The sequence below is a fragment of the Paraburkholderia terricola genome (genome assembly GCF_900142195.1).
GTDB classification, from domain to species: Bacteria; Pseudomonadota; Gammaproteobacteria; order Burkholderiales; family Burkholderiaceae; genus Paraburkholderia; species Paraburkholderia terricola.
This window is the reverse complement of the sequence record NZ_FRAB01000061.1, coordinates 1-18,970: the sequence shown is the minus strand read 5'-3', so window position 1 is coordinate 18,970 and position 18,970 is coordinate 1. Positions and strand designations below refer to the sequence as shown.

Here is an 18,970-nt window from a genome sequence, read left to right as displayed (position 1 = left end):
GATCCGATCAGAAACCGAAGGAGCACCCTGGATGAACACACTGGAACAACACCCGGAAAACGCCCTGCAAGATGGCTTTCACGCCGCGTTGAGCGCCCCCGCGCGAGCCGCCGACATCGACGCCGCCGACGACGTCTACGGCTGGCTGATCGGCAGTTGGGACATGGACGTCGTGCACTACCGCGTCGATCTCGGCAACGCGCGCCGTCGCGGCGAGATTCATTTCGGCTGGGTGCTGGAAGGCCGCGCCGTGCAGGACGTATGGATCATGCCGCCACGCGGCGAACGCCAAGACGGGCTCACGGTGAACGAGACGATGTACGGCACCACGCTGCGCGTCTGGGACCCCACACTGCGTGCGTGGCGCGTGACTTACCTCAATCCGCGCACCGGCCAGCGGGACGAGCTAACGGGCCGGCGCATCGGCGGCGAGTTGGTGCAGATCGGCACGCACGCCGACGGCACGCCGATTCGATGGAATTTCACCGACATCACGCGCGATTCGTTCCGCTGGACCGGCGTCGCGCTGGCAAACGACGGCGTGACGTGGACGCTAGAAGCCGAGTTTCATGCACGGCGCAAGGGTGCGTCGATGGCGAAGTGAGCACCGCTTTGCAAACGCGGATCGACAGGCCCGCGTCGCCGGCATCATTCGCTTTCCCCTAACTGGCTCAGCAAGGCCTGCAACCTCTCCACATGCCTGAGCAGCAAATGCCGATGCTTCTCGATCTGTTCCAGCCGGCCCGCGAGGTCGGCATGAATCGGATCGTCGAGATCGGCGGCGGCGATCACGTCCTCCACCTTCGAGCGCATCGACGCCAGTTCCACCGGCGCGTGACTCAGATGCCGCTCGAAGCGCCGCACGTCCTGTATCGCCAGGTCGCGGACCTTGCGGAAATACGCCTGACGCCGATGCGCTTCCGCGTCGACGCTCTCCTCCTCGGCGCGTTTGGCGGAACCCGACTGGCCGAATATCGGCTCGGGCGGCCGCAGCACCGTTTTCTTGCGCACCGGATGCGCCGTGCCGCGAAACCGCGCGAGCGGCCGCTCGTTGTCGATCGCCTCGCGCGCCTCGGCGGGGATGTCCGCTTCGCCGTGCGGCGCGTTCATCCAGCCGTGGGGTAGCCCCGTGACCGCCTCGATGCCGCGCACGAACTCCTCGCTGAATTCGCGCTGGCCGGACAGCATCAACTTCAGATAGCTCGCGGAGAAGGTCATCATGCGCGCGAGGCGAGTCGCCGCGCCGACCTCGCGAGTCAGCAGCACCAGGTTCGCCCGCCAGACCGGGAGCAGCAATTCGTCGGAATCTTCCATCGCTGGGTCTTCCATCTTTTTCGCCCGATGTAGGATAGCGCGTGCGTCACGCTTGCACGCGTCATCGTTTTGAAAGCGTAGCCGCTTGAACGCAGCGCATGCAATCCCCGCGCGCACTCGTCGCGGCGGTTGCGGCACACACCGCGCCGCAACCGCATTGCCGTAACAAGACCGCCATCACCGATTCAAGGATTTCGTAATGAAGCAAGTCATTCTCGCCCTCGCCGCAGCGGTGGCGTCCCTGAGCGCGATCGCTCCCGCTCAAGCCTATGAGCATCATCACCGCGTATGCCACAAGGTGCACGTTCACCATCATTGGGAAAAGCGCTGCCATTGAGGGTCATGCGCGGCCGGCGACGGTGTGCATCGAAAAGCCCCGCTCGACGCGGGGCTTTTTTTCAGGTTGACCAGGCGGACGCGGGCCGTGACATGCCGCGACGCTCTCTACGTTCGGCGCGAAAACGTCGGCGCGCAATCACGGACACATGCTGTTACACCTTGGCGGTGTGAGCCGACGCGAAGTTGCCGCTCGCGGAATGACGCAAGCGGCATCAGCCGCGTGGAGAAAGAGGGATAACGGGTGGAGGCGTAGCGAAGGAGTAGCGACGGCGAGCGCACCGTCACGCGGCCTTGACCCGCTCCAATGCCGTCGTGACGAGTGCTTCGAGCAAGGGCTCGACGCTGGCGGCAAGCGTTTCGTCATAGGCATAGGGAAACCGCTCTTCCATATACGTGATCTGCGACAGTTCGAGCTGCACCGCATGCACGTCTTGCGACGGCTGACCGTACTGCCGCGTGATATAGCCGCCCTTGAAGCGCCCATTGGCGACCGCCGAATATTCGCCATGCCGCTCGACCACGGCGGCCAATTCCTCGGCCAATCCCGCCACCGCGCTTGCGCCGTTCGACGTGCCGAAATTGAAATCCGGCAGACGTCCCTCGAAAAAACGCGGCACGTGCGAGCGAATCGAGTGAGCTTCCCATAACAGCACCTTGCCGTGCCTCGCCTTCAACGCGGCCAGTTCGTTTTTCAACGCATCGTGATAAGGCTTCCAGTAAGCATCGCGACGGCGCGCGACTTCGGCCTCGCTGGGCAGATGGCCTTCGAGGTACAAAGGCGCCTTGTCGAAGGTGTCGACCGGCAACAGGCCGGTCGTGTCCTGGCCGGGGTAGAGATTCGCGCCGTCGGGCGGACGGTTCAGGTCGATCACATAGCGCGCGTATGTCGGCGCAAGAATCGACGCGCCCATGCGTTTCGCGAATGCGTAAAGACGGTCGAGGTGCCAGTCGCAATCGTCGGTGCGTTGCGCGACGGGTGTCATCGTCGCGGCGATGTCGGCGGGAATCTGCGTGCCCAGATGCGGGATCGAGATCAGCAGCGGCAGGCTTCCCTGATGCAGCGAGAAAACCGGCGGAATGTTCGAAGCAGTCATGTCAGTCCCGAATCGATGGGATCGAAAAGAGTCGGTTATTCACTTGAGCAACTCACTTGAGCAACTCACTTGAGCAACTCACTTGAGCAACTCGGCGAGCGCCACGCGATAGCGCGCATAAGCGCCCTCCTCATCGCGATGCCGGCGGCTTTCGACGACCTTGTCGCCACCGGCGTACACGTCGCGAATCGGCGTCTCGCCATGCTCGCAGAATACGACGCCCGAAAGCCAGGCGCTCGGCGCATGCTCGGCGATGCTCGAATGATTCGGGTCGAGCACGAGCCAGTCCGCGCGCCGGCCGGCTTGCAACGCACCGACCGCGCGGCCGGTTGCCTGCGCGCCGCCTTCGAGCGCGGCGTCGAACAAACGGTCGGCGACATGCGTGGCCTGCGCCGACGCCAGCACGTTGCGTTGACGGCGCGTCAAACGCTGGCCGTATTCGAGCAAGCGCAACTCCGAGCGCCAGTCGACGCCGATATGGCTATCCGAACCGACACCGATGCGCCCTCGCGCGTCGAGATATTCCTGCGCCGGAAAAATGCCGTCGCCGAGATTGGCTTCGGTGGTCAGGCACAAACCGGCGACCGCACCGCTCTTCGCGAGCGCCAGCGTTTCGTTCGCGTCGACATGCGTGGCATGCACGAGGCACCAGCGGCTGTCGACGTCGAAACGATCGAGCAGCCATTGCACCGGACGCGCGCCTTCGGTGTCGAGGCACGCGTCGACTTCGGCGGTTTGCTCAGCAATATGGATGTGAACCGGCGCGCTCCGTTCGATACCATCGAGCAACGCACGCAACGAATCCGCCGACACCGCGCGCAGCGAATGCGGCGCCACGCCATAGCGCAAGGCCGCGCTTTCCGGACGCGCCGCGCGCAGCGTGCCGAGCAAGTCGAGCAGACTCTCCGGCGTGTTGATGAAGCGCCGCTGATCGTCGCGCGGCGCGCGCGAGCCGAAGCCGCTGTACTGATACAGCACCGGCAGCATCGTCATGCCGATGCCGCTCGCCGATGCCGCATCCACCACGCGCTGCGCCAGTTCCGCCTGATTCGCATAGCGGCCGCCTTCGGGCGTGTGATGCACGTAGTGGAACTCGCACACCGACGTATAACCCGCCTTCAACATCTCGATGTACAACCACTGCGCGACGCTTGCGAGCCCTTCGGGCGTGATGCGCGCGGCGAAGCGATACATCAGGTCGCGCCAGCTCCAGAAGTTGTCAGTGGCGCCCGTGCCCGATGCGGCGCGGTATTCGGTGAGACCCGCCATCGCGCGCTGGAACGCATGCGAATGCAGATTCGGCATGCCGGGCAGCACGGGGCCCGCGGCTTGGGGCACGCCCTCGGGAACCGCCGTGTCGGGCGTCACGGATAGCAGAGTGCCGTTCGCGTCCCACTCCAACAGCACGTTGCGGCGCCAGCCGTCCGGCAAGTACGCGTGGTCCGCGAATAGGGACTGTGCCGGTTGCTTGGGTTGCTCAGATTGCTTCGGTTGCGTCATTGCTCGGGCCTTAGCTCAATTCACGCCGCGTATAAACGGTCTCGCCCGCGCGCACGACTCGCGCGCACAACGGACGTCCCATCCAGTAAGCCAGCTCGGCCAGCGAGTCGACCGGCCACACCGCGAAATCCGCCGCGCGCCCTGCTTCCAGCGCGCCGTGGATATCGGCCTTGCCGAGCGCGCGCGCCGCATGCGATGTCACGCCTTGCAGCACTTCGGGCACGGTCATGCGAAACAGCGTGGTCGCCATGTTCATCATCAGCAGCAGCGAGGTGGCGGGCGAGGTGCCGGGGTTGCTGTCGGTGGAAATCGCGATCGGCACCTCGTGGCGCCGCAGCAAGTCCAGCGGCGGCAATTGCGTTTCGCGAATGAAGTAGTACGCGCCCGGCAGCAACACCGCGACGGTGCCCGCTTCTTTCATCGCGACGACGCCGGCTTCGTCGAGGAATTCCAGGTGATCGGCGGACAGCGCACGATGACGCGCCGCCAAGCCGGCGCCGCCGCCGTTCGACAACTGCTCGGCATGCATCTTCACCGGCAGCTTGTAGCGCTCGGCGGCGTTGAACACGCGCTCGCTTTGCGCCAGCGAAAAACCGATGCGCTCGCAGAACACATCGACCGCGTCGACGAGACCTTCGTCGGCAAGCGCGGGCAGCATGACGTTGCACACCTCGTCGATATACGCATCGGCGCGGCCGGCGAATTCGGGCGGCAACGCATGCGCACCGAGAAACGTCGTGTAGACCGTGACCGGATAGCGCTCGCCCAACCGGCGCGCGACGCGCAGCATCTTGCGCTCGCTGGCGAGATCGAGGCCGTAGCCCGACTTGATTTCGACGGCGGTCACGCCTTCGGCCAGCAAGGGCGCAAGACGTGCGGCCGATTGGCGGAATAGCGAGTCTTCATCGGCGGCACGCGTGGCGCGCACCGTGGAGACGATGCCGCCGCCCTGCCGCGCGATTTCCTCGTAGCTGACGCCCGCGAGGCGTTGCGCGAATTCGTCCGCGCGCTGCCCGCCGTACACCAGATGCGTGTGGCAATCGACGAGGCCCGGCGTCACCCACGCGCCGTGCAGATCCTCGCGTGGCCAGGCGGCGTAGTCGGCGGGCAGGTCGGCGGTCGCGCCGAGCCAGGCGATCTTGCCGTTTTCAACGGCTATCGCGGCATCCGGCAGCGTATGCTGCGGATCGCCCTGCGGGCAAAGTTTCAGGTGATGCCAGACGGTTTGCTTCATCGCGTGCTCTTTGCAGCTTGTTGCGTTTCCGTGGTGATTCGCGTGTGCGCGTGGCGGAGTGCCGGGACGTACTCGCGAATCGTCGTCATCGTCGCGCGTCGTTACATGTAGCGGATGCTGATCGCGAGCACCGCGCCCGCGCCTTTGATCGTGCAAGGCAGCGCGTTGGGCGTATCGATACGCAGCGTGTCGTCCTGTTCGAGCGTCAGCGCTTGCCGGTCGGCCAGCGTGATTTCGACCGAACCGCTGGCGCAAAACAGCAACGCGACGTCCGCAGATACGGTGCGTGGCTGCATCTGGCCGCGCCACACTTCAAGCTCGCCCACCGCCGCGCCACGCCGCACCATCAGGTTGAAGTCGCGCGTCGCGCCGTTAACAAGGCGCGCGTCGATTCGTGCTTCACCGGCGAAACGCGCGACATCGAGCGGCTGCGCCAACGCATGCGTCTTCGCGGCATGCGCGTTTGCGCCGTCCGTTTCGTCGAGCAACATGCCCGCGCCGGACAACAGCACGAGCGTGCGATCGATGCCCACAAAGCGCGAGAACGGCCCGGCCTGCGCGACATCGGCGACGCTGACCCGCCACACGAAATCATCGTGCGCGGCGCCTTCGGGAAAGACCGCCACTTCACGTGTGACGCCGCCGCCGTTCTTCCACGGCGCCGCCACGAGATCGGCGCCGCGAATCAGTGCGATGCTTGCCATGCTGCCGGCGGGTGGGCTGCGAAGCGCCACGATCAACGGCCGAGCATCGGCAGATTGAGACCCGCCTCGCGCGCGGTTTGTTGAGCGAGTTCATAGCCCGCATCCGCGTGACGCATCACGCCGGTGGCCGGATCGTTGAACAGCACGCGGCCGAGGCGCTTGTCCGCTTCGTCCGTGCCGTCGGCGACGATCACGACACCCGAGTGCTGGCTGAAGCCCATGCCCACACCGCCGCCATGATGCAGCGACACCCACGACGCGCCGCCTGCCGTATTCAGCAATGCGTTCAGCAACGGCCAGTCGCTGACCGCATCCGAGCCGTCCTTCATCGATTCGGTTTCGCGATTCGGGCTCGCGACCGAACCCGTGTCCAGGTGATCGCGGCCGATCACGATCGGCGCCTTCAGTTCGCCGTTCTTGACCATCTGATTGAACGCTTGACCCAGGCGGTAACGATCCTTCACGCCGACCCAGCAAATGCGCGCCGGCAGACCCTGGAACGCGATGCGTTCGCGCGCCATGTCGAGCCAGTTGTGCAGATGCGGATCGTCGGGGATCAGTTCCTTGACCTTCGCATCGGTCTTGTAGATATCCTCGGGGTCGCCCGACAGCGCGACCCAGCGGAACGGACCCTTGCCTTCGCAAAACAGCGGGCGGATGTACGCCGGCACGAAGCCCGGAAAATCGAACGCGTTTTCAACGCCCATTTCCAGCGCCATCTGACGGATGTTGTTGCCGTAGTCGAGCGTGGCCGCGCCGCGTTCCTGCAACGTCAACATGGCCTGAACCTGCTTGGCCATCGACTGCTTGGCCGGCTTCACGATCGAATCCGGCGCGGTCTTCTGACGCTCGCGCCAGTCCTCGACGCTCCAGCCTTGCGGCAGATAGCCGTGAATCGGGTCGTGCGCGCTGGTCTGGTCGGTCACGCAATCCGGCGTGATGCCGCGCGCGACGCACTCGGCGAACACGTCGGCCGCGTTGCCGAGCAAACCGATCGACACCGGCTTGCCCGCTTTCTTGGCTTCGTCGAGCATGGCGAGCGCTTCGTCGAGCGTCCGCGCTTTTTGATCGACGTAGCGTGTCTTCAAACGGAAGTCGATGCGCGTCTCGTCGCACTCCACCGCGATCATCGAGAAGCCCGCCATCGTCGCGGCGAGCGGCTGCGCGCCGCCCATGCCGCCGAGACCGCCGGTCAGAATCCAGCGGCCTTTCGGGTCGCCGTTGAAATGCTGATTCGCGACCGAGAAGAACGTCTCATACGTGCCCTGCACGATGCCCTGGCTGCCGATATAGATCCAGCTGCCTGCGGTCATCTGCCCGTACATCATCAGGCCCTTGCGATCGAGTTCGTGGAAATGCTCCCACGTCGCCCAATGCGGCACCAGGTTCGAGTTCGCCAGCAGCACGCGCGGCGCGTCGGCATGCGTGCGGAACACGCCGACCGGCTTGCCCGACTGGATCAGCAACGTCTCGTCTTCGTTCAGGTCTTTCAGCGAGGCCAGAATCTGATCGAAGCAATCCCAGTTGCGCGCGGCGCGTCCGATGCCGCCGTACACGACCAGCGCATGCGGATGCTCGGCGACTTCCGGGTCCAGGTTGTTCTGGATCATCCGGTACGCGGCTTCCGCGATCCAGGTCTTGCAGGTCTTTTCCGCGCCGCGCGGCGCGCGGATCGTACGGGTGGGATCGAGACGCGGATCGATGTGCTTGGGGTTGTTCATGGTGGCCCTCGGAATGCTTGAAGAATGTTCAGGAGATGTGCGGAAAGTGGCGAAATCAGAAATGTCCGGTGAAGCGATAGCGGCTGCCGGGATGCCAGAGGTTGGCGATCGACGCAACCTGGCTTTGCGACCACGTGCGCCGATGCAGCACGAGGCAAGGTTCCAGTTCGTCCATGGTCAGCAGTTCGCGGGTATCCGCATCGGCGGCCAATGCCTCGATGCGGTACTCGACGCGCTGCAACGGCGCGACGCGCACGAGGTACTGATTCGGCGTGGTGTTCGTGAAGTCCTGCAACGCGTACTCGGGCGCGACCGCCGGGTTGACCCAGCGCTCCTCGAGTTGCACCGGCTCGTCGTTTTCGAAATGCAGCACGCGCGAATGAAATACCGGGCTGCCGGCGTTCACGTTCATTTCCGCGGCGAGCGCCTCGTCGGCGATGGTGGCGCCGATGTGCAGCACCTTCGCCTGATAGCGATGACCGCGCGCGACGATTTCGTCCGAGATGCTGCGGATCGCCACCAGCGTCGATTCGTACTTCGGGCGCGCGACGAACGTGCCGGAGCCCTGCACGCGCGTGAGCACCTGCTCCGAGGTCAGCTCGCGCAACGCGCGGTTCACCGTCATGCGCGCGACGTTGAATTCGCGCGCGAGTTCGTTCTCGGAAGGCACCTGGTCGCCTTCGGCCCATTCGCCCGCATGAATGCGCGCGAGGATGAAGTCCTTGATGCCCTGGTAAGCCGGTGCGTTCATGTTTGGCTTGGTCCGCGTGCCTGAAAGTCGCTCGATGGCGGGTGAAGTGATGGCTTATTGCTCGGAGGCGAACGAGAACGGGCTCAGCTTCGCGATCGTGCCGTTCTGCACGAGACGCGTCACCGCCGCGATGTCGGGTGCGAAGTAATGATCGATCTCGTAGTGCGCGACGTCCTTGCGCACCGCGTCCATCACTTTCTGCAAACTCGGGCTGGTCTTGTGCGGCGCGCGCAGATCGACGCCTTGCGCGGCGGCAAGCAATTCGATCGACAGGATGTTCGCGGTGTTTTCCGCGATGTCGCCGAGCTTGCGCGCGGCGAAGGTCGCCATCGACACGTGATCTTCCTGGTTCGCGGAAGTCGGCAGCGAATCGACCGACGCCGGATGCGCGAGCGTCTTGTTCTCCGACGCGAGCGCGGCGGCCGTCACGTGAGCGATCATGAAGCCCGAATTCACGCCGCCGTCGCGCACGAGGAACGGCGGCAGGCCCGACAGCGTGGCGTCGATCAGCAACGCGATGCGGCGTTCGGCCAGGGCGCCGATTTCAGCGGCGGCGAGCGCGAGGTTGTCGGCGGCGAAGGCGACCGGCTCCGCGTGGAAGTTGCCGCCCGACAGCACTTCACCCGTGTCCGGGAAAATCAGCGGATTGTCGGAGACGGCGTTCGCTTCGAGCAGCAGCACGTCGGCGGCATGGCGCATCTGGTCGAGGCACGCACCCATCACTTGCGGCTGGCAGCGCAGGCTGTACGGGTCCTGCACCTTGTCGCAATCGGCGTGCGAAACGTTGATGCCCGAGCCTTGCAACAGCGAACGGTAAGCAGCCGCGGCGTCAATCTGACCGCGATGGCCGCGCAGTTCGTGAATGCGCGCGTCGAACGGCTTGACCGAACCCATTGCCGCGTCCACCGACAGCGCGCCCGCCACCAGCGCGGTGCGGTACAGGTCCTCGATCGCGAACATGTTGTAAAGCGCGAGCGCAGTGGATGCCTGCGTGCCGTTGAGCAGCGCGAGCCCTTCCTTGGCTTGCAGCGTGAGCGGCTTCAGGCCGACCAGCGCGAGACCTTCGGTGGCCGGCATGCGCTCGCCCTTCGCGAACACTTCGCCGACGCCGAGCAGCGTTGCCGACATATGCGCGAGCGGCGCGAGGTCGCCCGATGCGCCGACCGAGCCCTTGACCGGAATCACCGGCAGCACGTCGGCGTTGTACAGCGCGATCAGCGCTTCCATCACTTCACGGCGGATGCCCGAGTGACCACGGCCGAGGCTCGACAGCTTCAACGCGATCAACAGACGCACCACCGGCCGCGACATCGGCTCACCCACGCCCACCGCGTGCGAGAGCACCAGATTGCGTTGCAGCAGTTCGAGCTGGTCGTGCGGAATATGCGTGCTGGCGAGACGCCCGAAACCCGTGTTGATGCCGTAGGCCGGCTCGCCCTTCGCGGCGATATCGGCGACGGCTTGCGCGCAGGCGTCGATCGCGGCGTGGCTGGCGGGATCGAGCCGCAGCGCGACGTGTTCGCGGGCGATGCGGCGCAGTTGCGGGAGGGTCAGGTGGCCGGGCTTCAGAGTCATCATGGTTGGGTTGTCCTGTCTATACAATTTGAGAGAAGTCTAGCCGCGCCGTCTTGTATATACAACCTGTTTTTAAAGCTGCCGGCCTGGGAGTTTCCATTAGGGTGCGATGTTCACAAGGCATGCGGGCGCTTGAACCGGCGTTTCGTTCGGCATTGCCGTTCGCATGGCCTTTGATCGAGATTGGCGTCAACTTGTATATACACGTCCAAAATACGCCGCGCCAGCGGGTCAATCAATCCGATGTCGCGCCGCCACGCGGATTCACCCGTTTAGAGAGTTATAGAAGAGTCCGCTCATGACGCAAAAAAGCCCGCGCTCAGGCGAGCCGCGGGCTTCTTCAGACGCACTCTCGCGAAGAACCGCTAGAGCCTCACCCGCGCCGCCATGAAATCCAGAAAGCACTGCACGCGCCCCGCCAACGACGCGCTCTGGTAATACACGGCGCTCACCGGCTGCCGCTCGTCGACGAGCACGTTGCCGAGAATCGGCACGAGCCGTTCCTCGCGGATGTCGGCCGCGGTCATGAAATCGGCGAGGCAGGCGATGCCCCATCCGCAAAGCGCCAGTTGCCGCAGCGTCTCGCCGCTCGATGCGGTGATCGCCGGCTCGATTTTCAGCGACTCCGCGCGGCCCTTTCTGCCTTCGCGCAGCGGCCAGCGATTCAGATGCTCGGGCGCGGTGAAGCCGATCAGACGATGCGCGCGCAACGCTTCCACCGAGCGCGGCTCGCCATATTCGGCCAGATACGCGGGACTCGCGACCACCCGCAGCTTGCTGCTGCCCAACGCTCGCGCATGCAAGGTCGAATCCTGCAAGGCGCCGATGCGGATCGCGATGTCCACCTTCTGTTCGAGCAGATCGACGATCCGCTCGTTGCTGGTCAACTCCAGCCGGATCTCGGGATACAACGCCGAAAACGCTTTCATATGCGGCGCAATGCAATGGAGCATGAACGGCGATGCGGCATCCACGCGCAGGCGCCCCGAAGGCCGCTCGCGTCCGCGTGTGACCGATTCCTCGGCCTCCTCCATCGCGTCGAGAATCGCGCGGGCGCGCCGCAGGAAAGCCTCGCCCTCCTCGGTCAATTGCAGACGGCGCGTGGTGCGCCGCACGAGCGCGGTGTCGAGTTTCTTTTCGAGGCGCGTGAGCGCGCGACTCACGCCGGACACGGTTTGCTGCAATTTCTCGGCGGCCGCCGTGATCGAACCGCTGTCGATCACGGTGACGAAAACCAGCAGTTCGTCGGTGGAAGTCTTCATTGTTGATTTCTAATCAAGATTGATTTGAGACTAACACGCTTTTTGCGAGAATCGAGCGGGCGGATACTGCGGGCCTGTTATTCGTGTTCCCTCCATTTCTCCCAGGAGAACGTCTTGAAGATTTTCATCACGGGCGCAAGCGGTTTTATCGGCGGTTCGATCGCGGCGCACCTCGTGCGCGCCGGACATCAGGTGCGCGGTTTGATCCGCAAGTCCGAACATAGCGCCGAGTTGCAACGCCTCGGTATCGAACCCGTTATCGGCACGCTCGACGACCGCATGCTGCTGATCGCCGAGGCAAAGGCCGCCGACGCCGTCATCAACGCCGCGAGCAGCGATCACGAAGGCGCGGTAACCGCGCTGATCGAAGGCCTCGCCGGGTCCGGCAAACCGTTCCTGCATACGAGCGGTTCGAGCATCGTCGGCGATGCGTCGGGCGGCGAGGCGGGTCAGGCGCGCGTCTATCACGAGGACGCGCTGCCCGAACCGACCGCCGACAAGGCGGCGCGCGTGGCGATCGATCGGCAGGTGCTCGAGTCGGCGCAGCGGAACATCCGCTCGGCGGTGTTGTGCAACACGCTGATCTACGGTCACGGCGCGGTGGCGGACAGCGCGAGCGTGCAGTTGCCGCGACTCGTGCGTCAGGCGCAAAAGAGCGGCGTGGTGCGGCACGTGGGCAGCGGCGGCAACATCTGGTCGAACGTGCATATCGACGACGTCGCCGAACTGTATCGCCTCGCGCTGGAGAAAACGCCGGCGGGCACGTTCTATTTCGTCGAAAGCGGCGAAGCGTCGTTCCGCGAGATGAGCGCCGCGATCGCGCGCATCATGAAACTGGGCGAGCCGCAAGCGTGGCCGCTCGAAGAAGCGCAGAAGGAATGGGGCTATGAAATGGCCTCGTATGGCCTCGGTTCGAACAGCCGCGTGCGCGGCGAGCGTGCGCGCAAACTGCTCGGCTGGGAGCCGAAACGCACTTCGGTGATCGAGTGGATCGAGCACGACATGATGTCCCCCACGGGGACTTCCTTCGGGGCGCCCCCCAAGGGGACTTCCTTCGGGGCGCAAGAGGCTTGAGGGACGTAAGCTGTGTAAGCGTCGGCGTTGCGAATCCGTAAGCTCCACTCGATAGAATCGCGCTCACCCGATAGTGCGATTCGACAATCCGTCTCGCACGTGAGCCCGGATTGCAACGATGACCTTGGCGCTGAACTTCGACTGGCTGACCAACCTGCTGGCGATTCTTTTTGTCGTGGCGTGCCTCTACGACGCACGCTACGACGAATACGGCACGTTGACGCTGTCGGCGGCCGCGATGGGTCTCGTCGTGATGGCGATCGAAGTGTTCCTCAGGCCCGCTTTCGACATGGCGCTTTGAGCGGCCATTGAGCCATATCGACTCGCAATCCGGCTTATTCGCGCCGGCTTTACGATGGGCGCGTGGCGTCGATGTGCACGACGTCACGCGCTTTTCCTGCATCTCGCTTCTTGCATCTCGCTTCCTGCATTAGCCGCACGCCGCGCAACCGCCGTGCGCTTTCTCCTCATAGCGATCGTGATGCTTGACCCAGTCGGTCAGATTGCTCGCTTCGTTGCGGCCCTTCGGCGTCACGTCCAGATGCGCATATGTGTTGATGAAGCGCTCGTCGCCGCGGCCGTAGCAGGAATACGTGTGATACACGTCGCCCTTTTCGTCCTTGTAGAACACGCTGTGGCCGTGTTGCTCGTCGATGCCGACGTCCTGTTCAGTGAAATTGTAGAAGCCCTTCTTGCTCTCCAGTTCCTCGGGCGTAAACGACACGTGATAGTCGAAATTGAAATCGCTGCCGCTCGACGACACCCACGGGAACGTCCATCCCATGCGTTTTTTGAAGGCTTCGATTTTTTCGAGCGGCGCATGCGATACGGTCACATACGACACATCGTGATGTTCGAGATGCGTGACGATACCGACCATGTGATCCGAGAGGAACGAGCAGCCAACGCAGCCTTCTTCCCAGTCCGGTCCCATCATGAAGTGATAGATGATCAACTGGCTGCGGCCCTCGAACAGATCGGCGAGTGTCTTGCGGCCCTGCGGCGTATCGAACACGTAGGTCTTATCGACCTTCACCCACGGCAGCGCGCGGCGTTTGCGCGCAAGCTCGTCGCCGGCGCGCATGTGCGCTTTCTCTTCGGCTAATAGCGCCCTGCTGGCGGCCAGCCATTCTTCTCTCGTGCCAACTCGATGTTGCGGGTCCATGTGCGTCTCCTTTTCAGAATGACTCTGCGCGATGCGGATTCGCATCACGCAACTTGCGCGATTTCACGCAATGTCAGGCGAAATAGCGTTCCAGCAATTCGTGGTCCAAGGACTGCTTCGGCGCCGCCCGCATGCATCCGCTTCATGATTTGCGCCTGTTCCGTCCTGGCGCGGAAGACTTTCGCGGACGTGGCGTCGAGCCGCCACCGCGAGATGAAGCCGGACTGGGCGGAGGTGGCGCTTCCTCCTCTTCGACTAAAGCGGCGAGACGATCGAGCGATTCGGACCAGAAGTGCTGATAGCGGCGCAGCCACTCCATCGCCTCTTCCATGGGTCCGGCGGAGAGCCGGCACGCAACCGTGCGGCCGGTCTTGCTGCGCGTGACGAGACCGGCGTCGGACAGCACGTCGAGATGTTTCATCACCGCCGGCAACGACATGGCGAACGGCTCGGCGAGTTCGCTCACCGACAGTTCGTTGCGCGACAAACGCGCGAGCAGCGCACGCCGCGTGGGGTCCGACAACGCGGCGAAGGTGCGATCGAGTAGCGCTTCGTTAAACTTAACCATGAGGTTAAGTATAGAAACGCGAATGCGGATGTCAAGGACAGGTCCGCACGTTATCGAAACATGCGAGAACACGAGAAGGAGAACGCGGCATAAAAGACATGCGGCGCGTCGCAAACAAGGCACTGCAACGCGCCGCATCGAGATGGAGAACAACCGGCTACACGCTGGAGCAAAACGGCAAGCGTCCTGCCCTCACGTCACTGCAATACAACCAGCAAACTCCGTGCAAGGGCTCGAGCGGAATTCAGATCGCCCAACCGCCCAGATAGAAACCCGCCAGCACCACGGCGATCACCACCGTGCCCACATTCAGCTTGCGATACTCGCCGCTCACCACGCGGCCGATCACCAGCGTCGCGAAGCCGAGCATGATGCCCGTCACGATGTTGGCGGTCAGCACGATGAACACCGCGCACATCAGACCCGACATCGCGTCGACCATGTCGTCCATGTGCAGCTTGCTGACGTTCGAGAGCATCAGCAGACCCACGTACATCAGCGCGGGCGCCGTCGCATACGAAGGCACGAGGCCGGCGAGCGGCGAGAAGAACATCACGACGAGGAACAGCAGGCCGACCACCGCCGCCGCCATGCCCGTCTTGGCGCCGGCCGCCACGCCCACCGTCGATTCGATGTAGGCCGCGGCCGGCGCGCCGCCGAGCAGGCCCGAGAAGATCGAGCTCAACGAATCCGCCGTCAACGCGCGGCCGCCGTTGATGATGCGCCCGTTTTCGTCGAGCTGGCCCGCTTGTCCCGCGACCGCGCGGATCGTGCCGGTGGCGTCGAACACCGCGGTCATCACGAGCGCCAGCACGCTCGGCAGAACGGCCATCGAGAGCGCGCCCTTGAGGTCCATCGCGCCGATCAGCGACGCATGGCCCGGCGCGCTCAGGGACGGCACCGCGAACACACCATGAAACGACACGGCCGGATCGATCAGCAGCGCGAGCGCCGAGATCGCGACGATCACGATCAGGATCGAGCCCGGCACGCGGCGGCGCACCAGGCCGAAGATCGCCGCGAGCCCCGCCACCGACATCAACGCCGGCAGCGCCGTGATATGACCGAGCGACACCGGCAGACCGGCGCCCGGATTCTTCACGACCAGGCCGACCTCGTTGGCGGCGATCAGCAGCAGGAACAGGCCGATGCCGATGCCCGTGCCGTGCGCGATGCCCGTCGGCAGATTGCGCAGAATCCACGAACGCACGCCGGTCACCGAAATCGCGGTGAACACGACGCCCATCAGGAACACCGCGCCGAGCGCGACGTTCGGCTGCAAGCCCTTGCCGAGCACGAGGCCGAACGCGGTGAACGCAGTGAGTGAAATCGCGCAGCCGATCGCGATCGGCAAACGCGCCCACACGCCCATCAGCAGCGAGCCGAAGGCCGTGGTCAGGCACACGGCGACGAACACCGCGCTGGTGTCGAAGCCCGCCTTGCCGAACATGCCCGGCACGACGAATACCGAATAGACCATCGCGAGGAAGGTCGTGATGCCGGCGACGATTTCCTGACGCTGCGAACTGCCGCGCGAGGAAATTTCGAAGTAGCGGTCGAGCAAGCCTTTACCGTCGAATGATTCGGCGCCGACTTCGGAAATCGGCTGGGCGTGGGGTTCCATCATGATGAATGCCTCCTTTATCAGCGTGCTGAAACGGCCGCCGATGCGGGCGTCGTCAGGTTCGTCTCGTGGCGTTGGTTCAATGTGTGCGGCTCGTTGTCGTGTCGAAATGTAGGCCAACACAAATATGTCTCCCATCGCATGAATGGCATGCCCGACATGTCGCGACGCTTATATCGTCCAAGCGGCGGCGAAGCGCGTCGGCGGTCCGCGCGTTTACACCTACGGTTTGTCATGGAAGCGTGAAAGGCCGTTGTGGGCTTGGGGAAGAGACGCAGCCTGGCAAAACCGGGACCGGCCGACGCCGCGGGTTACACTCTGGCCCGTACCTGTCTAACCGCGGCGGTCCACAGCGCCCGCCCGCACCGGCCCACGGAGTCCTTCTTGATGAGCGGCGGTTTTTCGCGTCCTGCCTGGCGTCTTCTGCTTCTTGCTGTGTTTGCGATGTTCGCGCTGTCCGGTTGCGGCAGCTTGCTGTGGGGCCCGCAGCAGGCGCCGATCGTCGAGGCCACGATCATGCCGGTCGAGCCGGCGAGCGCACCCGTCGCGGCGTCCGAGCCCGAACCGGTCGAAACCGAGACGGCCGGGCCGGAGCAGCCGAGAAAGCCCAAAAAGCCGGTCGTCAAGCCGCACAAGGTCGAGCCGCCGCCGCCCGTCGCCGCACCCGCGCCGCCGCCTCCACCGCCCCCGCCGCTGATCGTGCTGCGCACGATCGAGCGCAACGACGCGCGCGCGCTGCTCGACAGCGAAGTGCAGAAGCCCGACGGCAAGGTGGTCGGCCGCGCGGTCGACATGACCACCGACGCGCTCGGCAAGCCGCGCGAGATCGTCGTCAATCTGCAGGGCTTCCTCGGCGTCGGCGATCGCAAGGTGATCTTCCCGTGGGGCGCGTTCCGCTTCACGCCGACCGCGAAGAGCGCGCCCATCACGCTTAATCCGACGGCCGCGCCGACGCCCGTGGCGAAGGCCTCCCCTGTGCAATTGCCGCTGATCGACACGACCGTCGAGCGCTCGAACGGCGGCAAGGTCGGCCGCGTGATCGACGTGCTGATCGACGCCAACGCGCAGCCGCAAGCGGTCGTGCTCGACGTCAACGGCATGGTCAGCACCGAGCGGCGCACGATTGCCGCGAACTGGTCGGCGCTGCGTTTCGTCACGAAAGACAAGGAACTGCATCCGCTGCTGGATCTGAGCGACGCCCAGATCAACGCGACGCCGCCCTACGCGAGCGACAGGCCGATTCGCGCGGTGTCGCCCGCGCCGCCACCCGCGCCGCCCGCGGCCGCTTCCGCGGCTCCCGCGGCGGCTGCCTCTGCGGCCACGGCCATCGCGGTTTCCAACGCACGGGCGGCCCGATGACAGGCCGCACTCTGGTAACCGCGCGCAGTCTGCGCGCGCTCGATTGGCTGAATTTTTTCGTCGCCAACGTGCAAACGGGTTTTGGGCCGTTCATCGCGTCGTATCTCGCGTCGCATAAGTGGACGCAGGGCGAGATCGGCATGGCGCTCTCGGTGGGCACGATCAGCGCGATGGTGAGCCAGGTGCCGGGCGGCGCCGCCGTCGACGCGTTGCGCAACAAAAAGGGCGCGGCTGCGTGGGCGATCATCGCGATCATTCTGAGCGCGGTGCTGCTGGCCGCGAGTCCGACGGTGCTGCCGGTGATCGCCGCCGAGGTGTTCCACGGCTTCGCCAGTTGCATGCTGACGCCGGCACTCGCCGCGATCTCGTTCGCGCTGGTGGGGCGCGCGAATCTCGGCGACCGGTTGGGCCGCAACGCGCGCTGGGCGTCGATCGGCAGCGCGGTCGCGGCCGGGCTGATGGGCGTATTCGGCGAATACTATTCGCCGCGCGCGGTGTTCTGGCTGACCGCTGGGCTCGCCGTGCCCGCACTGATCGCGCTGACGATGATCCAGCGCACCGACACGATCGAACTGCCCAAGGCCGGTCCGACGCCGCAGCAGATCGAACGGCGCGAGAGCCTGCGCGAATTGCTGCGCGACAAGCGGATGCTGCTGTTCGCGGCGTGCATCGTGCTGTTCCACTTGTCGAATGCGGCGATGTTGAATCTTGCCGCGGGCGAAGTGACGGCCGGCATGGGCGACAACGTGCAACTCGTGATCGCCGCGTGCATCATCGTGCCGCAAGCAATCGTGGCGATCATGTCGCCGTGGGTCGGGCGCTCGGCCGAACGCTGGGGACGCAGGCCGATCCTGCTGCTTGGCTTTTCGGCGCTGCCGATACGGGCGTTGCTGTTCGCGGGGATCAGCAGCCCTTATCTGCTGGTGCCGGTGCAGATGCTGGATGGGCTGAGCGCCGCGGTGTTCGGCGTGATGCTGCCGCTGATTGCCGCCGACGTGGCCGGCGGCAAGGGCCGGTATAACTTGTGTATCGGGTTGTTCGGGTTGGCGGCGGGGATTGGGGCGACTTTGAGCACGACTGCTGCTGGGTTCGTGGCCGATCATTTCGGCAATGCGGTTAGCTTTTTTGGCCTGGCCGCAGCCGGGGCGCTGGCGGTCTTGCTGGTGTGGGCGGCGATGCCGGAGACGCGGGACGCGGCGGCGGAGGATGGGGCGCCGGTGGCTGGTGGGGGGAAGTCGGCGGTTAGGTAGTGGTTTTGCGGTTTTTTTTGCCTGCTCGGCGGTTTTGGTGGTGGTTGTTGCTTTGTTGGCCTTTTCTTGATTTGTTAGTGGTCTATTGGCGTTGCCCCTGTGCGGGGCGGCACCTACTTCTCTTTGCCGGCCGTGTACAGACCGGAGACATGGTTGACGAACGTGCGAGGACATCGTTGACACTTTATGGTCAGCGGTTTTCGCTCCTCAGGTCAAGGGTGAGGATGCGGTGATGGGCAAACCAGAATTCAAATACGCCGTCTTCGCCGTCCTTTGCGCGTGCTGCAACCGGCAGCCGGTAAAGTGCTTTCGAGACCTTCAGGCGCCGTCCTTCAAAGCGTAGCTCGCCATTTGCCTTGACCCGCAGCACCACGTCATCCGGGCCGTACTCCGGCTCGCGCAGGACCGATGGAAACGCCCGCGGGCTCGGCTGGTA

General features: G+C 64.6%; 18 protein-coding genes and 1 pseudogene. 6 read left to right on the top strand and 13 right to left on the bottom strand.

Annotated features, from left to right (window positions below):
* Positions 1-31 precede the first annotated feature (31 nt).
* Positions 32-604 (top strand): hypothetical protein, encoded by a 573-nt coding sequence (locus BUE39_RS30930; protein WP_073432462.1) that lies wholly within the window; start codon positions 32-34, stop codon positions 602-604.
* Between the two features lie 44 nt (positions 605-648).
* Here BUE39_RS30930 and BUE39_RS30925 read toward each other — a convergent pair whose 3' ends face one another.
* Entirely contained in the window at positions 649-1,314 is a 666-nt protein-coding gene (locus tag BUE39_RS30925) for a hypothetical protein (protein WP_073432461.1), read from the bottom strand.
* A gap of 199 nt (positions 1,315-1,513) precedes the next feature.
* Between BUE39_RS30925 and BUE39_RS35275 the strand changes: the two genes are divergently transcribed.
* A complete protein-coding gene (locus tag BUE39_RS35275) occupies positions 1,514-1,651 on the top strand; it encodes a hypothetical protein (RefSeq protein WP_167363319.1) in 138 nt (45 codons plus the stop codon).
* 283 nt (positions 1,652-1,934) lie between these two features.
* Here BUE39_RS35275 and hutG read toward each other — a convergent pair whose 3' ends face one another.
* The 8 genes from hutG to BUE39_RS30885 form a co-directional block, all read right to left on the bottom strand.
* A complete protein-coding gene (hutG, locus tag BUE39_RS30920) occupies positions 1,935-2,747 on the bottom strand; it encodes an N-formylglutamate deformylase (RefSeq protein ID WP_073432460.1) in 813 nt (270 codons plus the stop codon).
* Positions 2,748-2,825: 78 nt separating this feature from the next.
* On the bottom strand, positions 2,826-4,247 hold the full coding sequence (locus BUE39_RS30915; protein WP_073432459.1) for a formimidoylglutamate deiminase: 1,422 nt from the start codon (positions 4,245-4,247) through the stop codon (positions 2,826-2,828).
* Between the two features lie 10 nt (positions 4,248-4,257).
* Entirely contained in the window at positions 4,258-5,481 is a 1,224-nt protein-coding gene (gene hutI, locus BUE39_RS30910) for an imidazolonepropionase (RefSeq protein ID WP_073432458.1), read from the bottom strand.
* Positions 5,482-5,582: 101 nt separating this feature from the next.
* Positions 5,583-6,185 (bottom strand): HutD/Ves family protein, encoded by a 603-nt coding sequence (locus tag BUE39_RS30905; protein ID WP_073432457.1) that lies wholly within the window; start codon positions 6,183-6,185, stop codon positions 5,583-5,585.
* A 32-nt stretch (positions 6,186-6,217) separates the two neighbouring features.
* Positions 6,218-7,906: a urocanate hydratase gene (hutU, locus tag BUE39_RS30900; RefSeq protein ID WP_073432456.1), complete on the bottom strand. Its 1,689-nt coding sequence runs from the start codon at positions 7,904-7,906 to the stop codon at positions 6,218-6,220.
* 55 nt (positions 7,907-7,961) lie between these two features.
* The gene (gene hutC, locus BUE39_RS30895) at positions 7,962-8,657 is read right to left on the bottom strand and encodes a histidine utilization repressor (protein WP_073432455.1); all 696 of its coding nucleotides are present in this window, start codon (positions 8,655-8,657) and stop codon (positions 7,962-7,964) included.
* A gap of 54 nt (positions 8,658-8,711) precedes the next feature.
* Positions 8,712-10,235 (bottom strand): histidine ammonia-lyase, encoded by a 1,524-nt coding sequence (gene hutH / locus BUE39_RS30890; RefSeq protein WP_176035801.1) that lies wholly within the window; start codon positions 10,233-10,235, stop codon positions 8,712-8,714.
* A gap of 362 nt (positions 10,236-10,597) precedes the next feature.
* Positions 10,598-11,494 carry a LysR family transcriptional regulator gene (locus tag BUE39_RS30885; protein ID WP_073432454.1) on the bottom strand — a complete coding sequence of 299 codons (897 nt, stop codon included), beginning with the start codon at positions 11,492-11,494 and terminating at the stop codon, positions 10,598-10,600.
* A gap of 114 nt (positions 11,495-11,608) precedes the next feature.
* Between BUE39_RS30885 and BUE39_RS30880 the strand changes: the two genes are divergently transcribed.
* Positions 11,609-12,568, top strand: coding sequence for an NAD-dependent epimerase/dehydratase family protein (locus tag BUE39_RS30880; protein WP_073432453.1), 960 nt, complete (start codon positions 11,609-11,611; stop codon positions 12,566-12,568).
* A 118-nt stretch (positions 12,569-12,686) separates the two neighbouring features.
* Positions 12,687-12,869, top strand: a complete 183-nt coding sequence (locus BUE39_RS30875; RefSeq protein WP_073432452.1) for a hypothetical protein — start codon at positions 12,687-12,689, stop codon at positions 12,867-12,869.
* A 129-nt stretch (positions 12,870-12,998) separates the two neighbouring features.
* Here BUE39_RS30875 and BUE39_RS30870 read toward each other — a convergent pair whose 3' ends face one another.
* From BUE39_RS30870 to BUE39_RS30860, 3 genes are all read right to left on the bottom strand, one after another.
* Positions 12,999-13,733 carry a DUF899 domain-containing protein gene (locus BUE39_RS30870; protein ID WP_073432451.1) on the bottom strand — a complete coding sequence of 245 codons (735 nt, stop codon included), beginning with the start codon at positions 13,731-13,733 and terminating at the stop codon, positions 12,999-13,001.
* A gap of 142 nt (positions 13,734-13,875) precedes the next feature.
* Positions 13,876-14,301 (bottom strand): ArsR/SmtB family transcription factor, encoded by a 426-nt coding sequence (locus BUE39_RS30865; RefSeq protein WP_073432450.1) that lies wholly within the window; start codon positions 14,299-14,301, stop codon positions 13,876-13,878.
* 244 nt (positions 14,302-14,545) lie between these two features.
* Entirely contained in the window at positions 14,546-15,928 is a 1,383-nt protein-coding gene (locus BUE39_RS30860) for an NCS2 family permease (RefSeq protein ID WP_073432449.1), read from the bottom strand.
* A gap of 384 nt (positions 15,929-16,312) precedes the next feature.
* On the opposite strand from BUE39_RS30860, the gene BUE39_RS30855 reads away from it, so the two are divergent.
* Together BUE39_RS30855 and BUE39_RS30850 are read left to right on the top strand one after the other, a co-directional pair.
* The gene (locus BUE39_RS30855; protein WP_073432448.1) at positions 16,313-17,284 is read left to right on the top strand and encodes a PRC-barrel domain-containing protein; all 972 of its coding nucleotides are present in this window, start codon (positions 16,313-16,315) and stop codon (positions 17,282-17,284) included.
* A complete protein-coding gene (locus tag BUE39_RS30850) occupies positions 17,281-18,534 on the top strand; it encodes an MFS transporter (RefSeq protein WP_073432447.1) in 1,254 nt (417 codons plus the stop codon). The genes BUE39_RS30855 and BUE39_RS30850 overlap by 4 nt, the downstream gene beginning before the upstream one ends.
* Before the next feature lie 190 nt (positions 18,535-18,724).
* Here BUE39_RS30850 and BUE39_RS35010 read toward each other — a convergent pair.
* Positions 18,725-18,970 (bottom strand): annotated as a pseudogene (locus BUE39_RS35010) (IS481 family transposase); the annotation flags it as partial.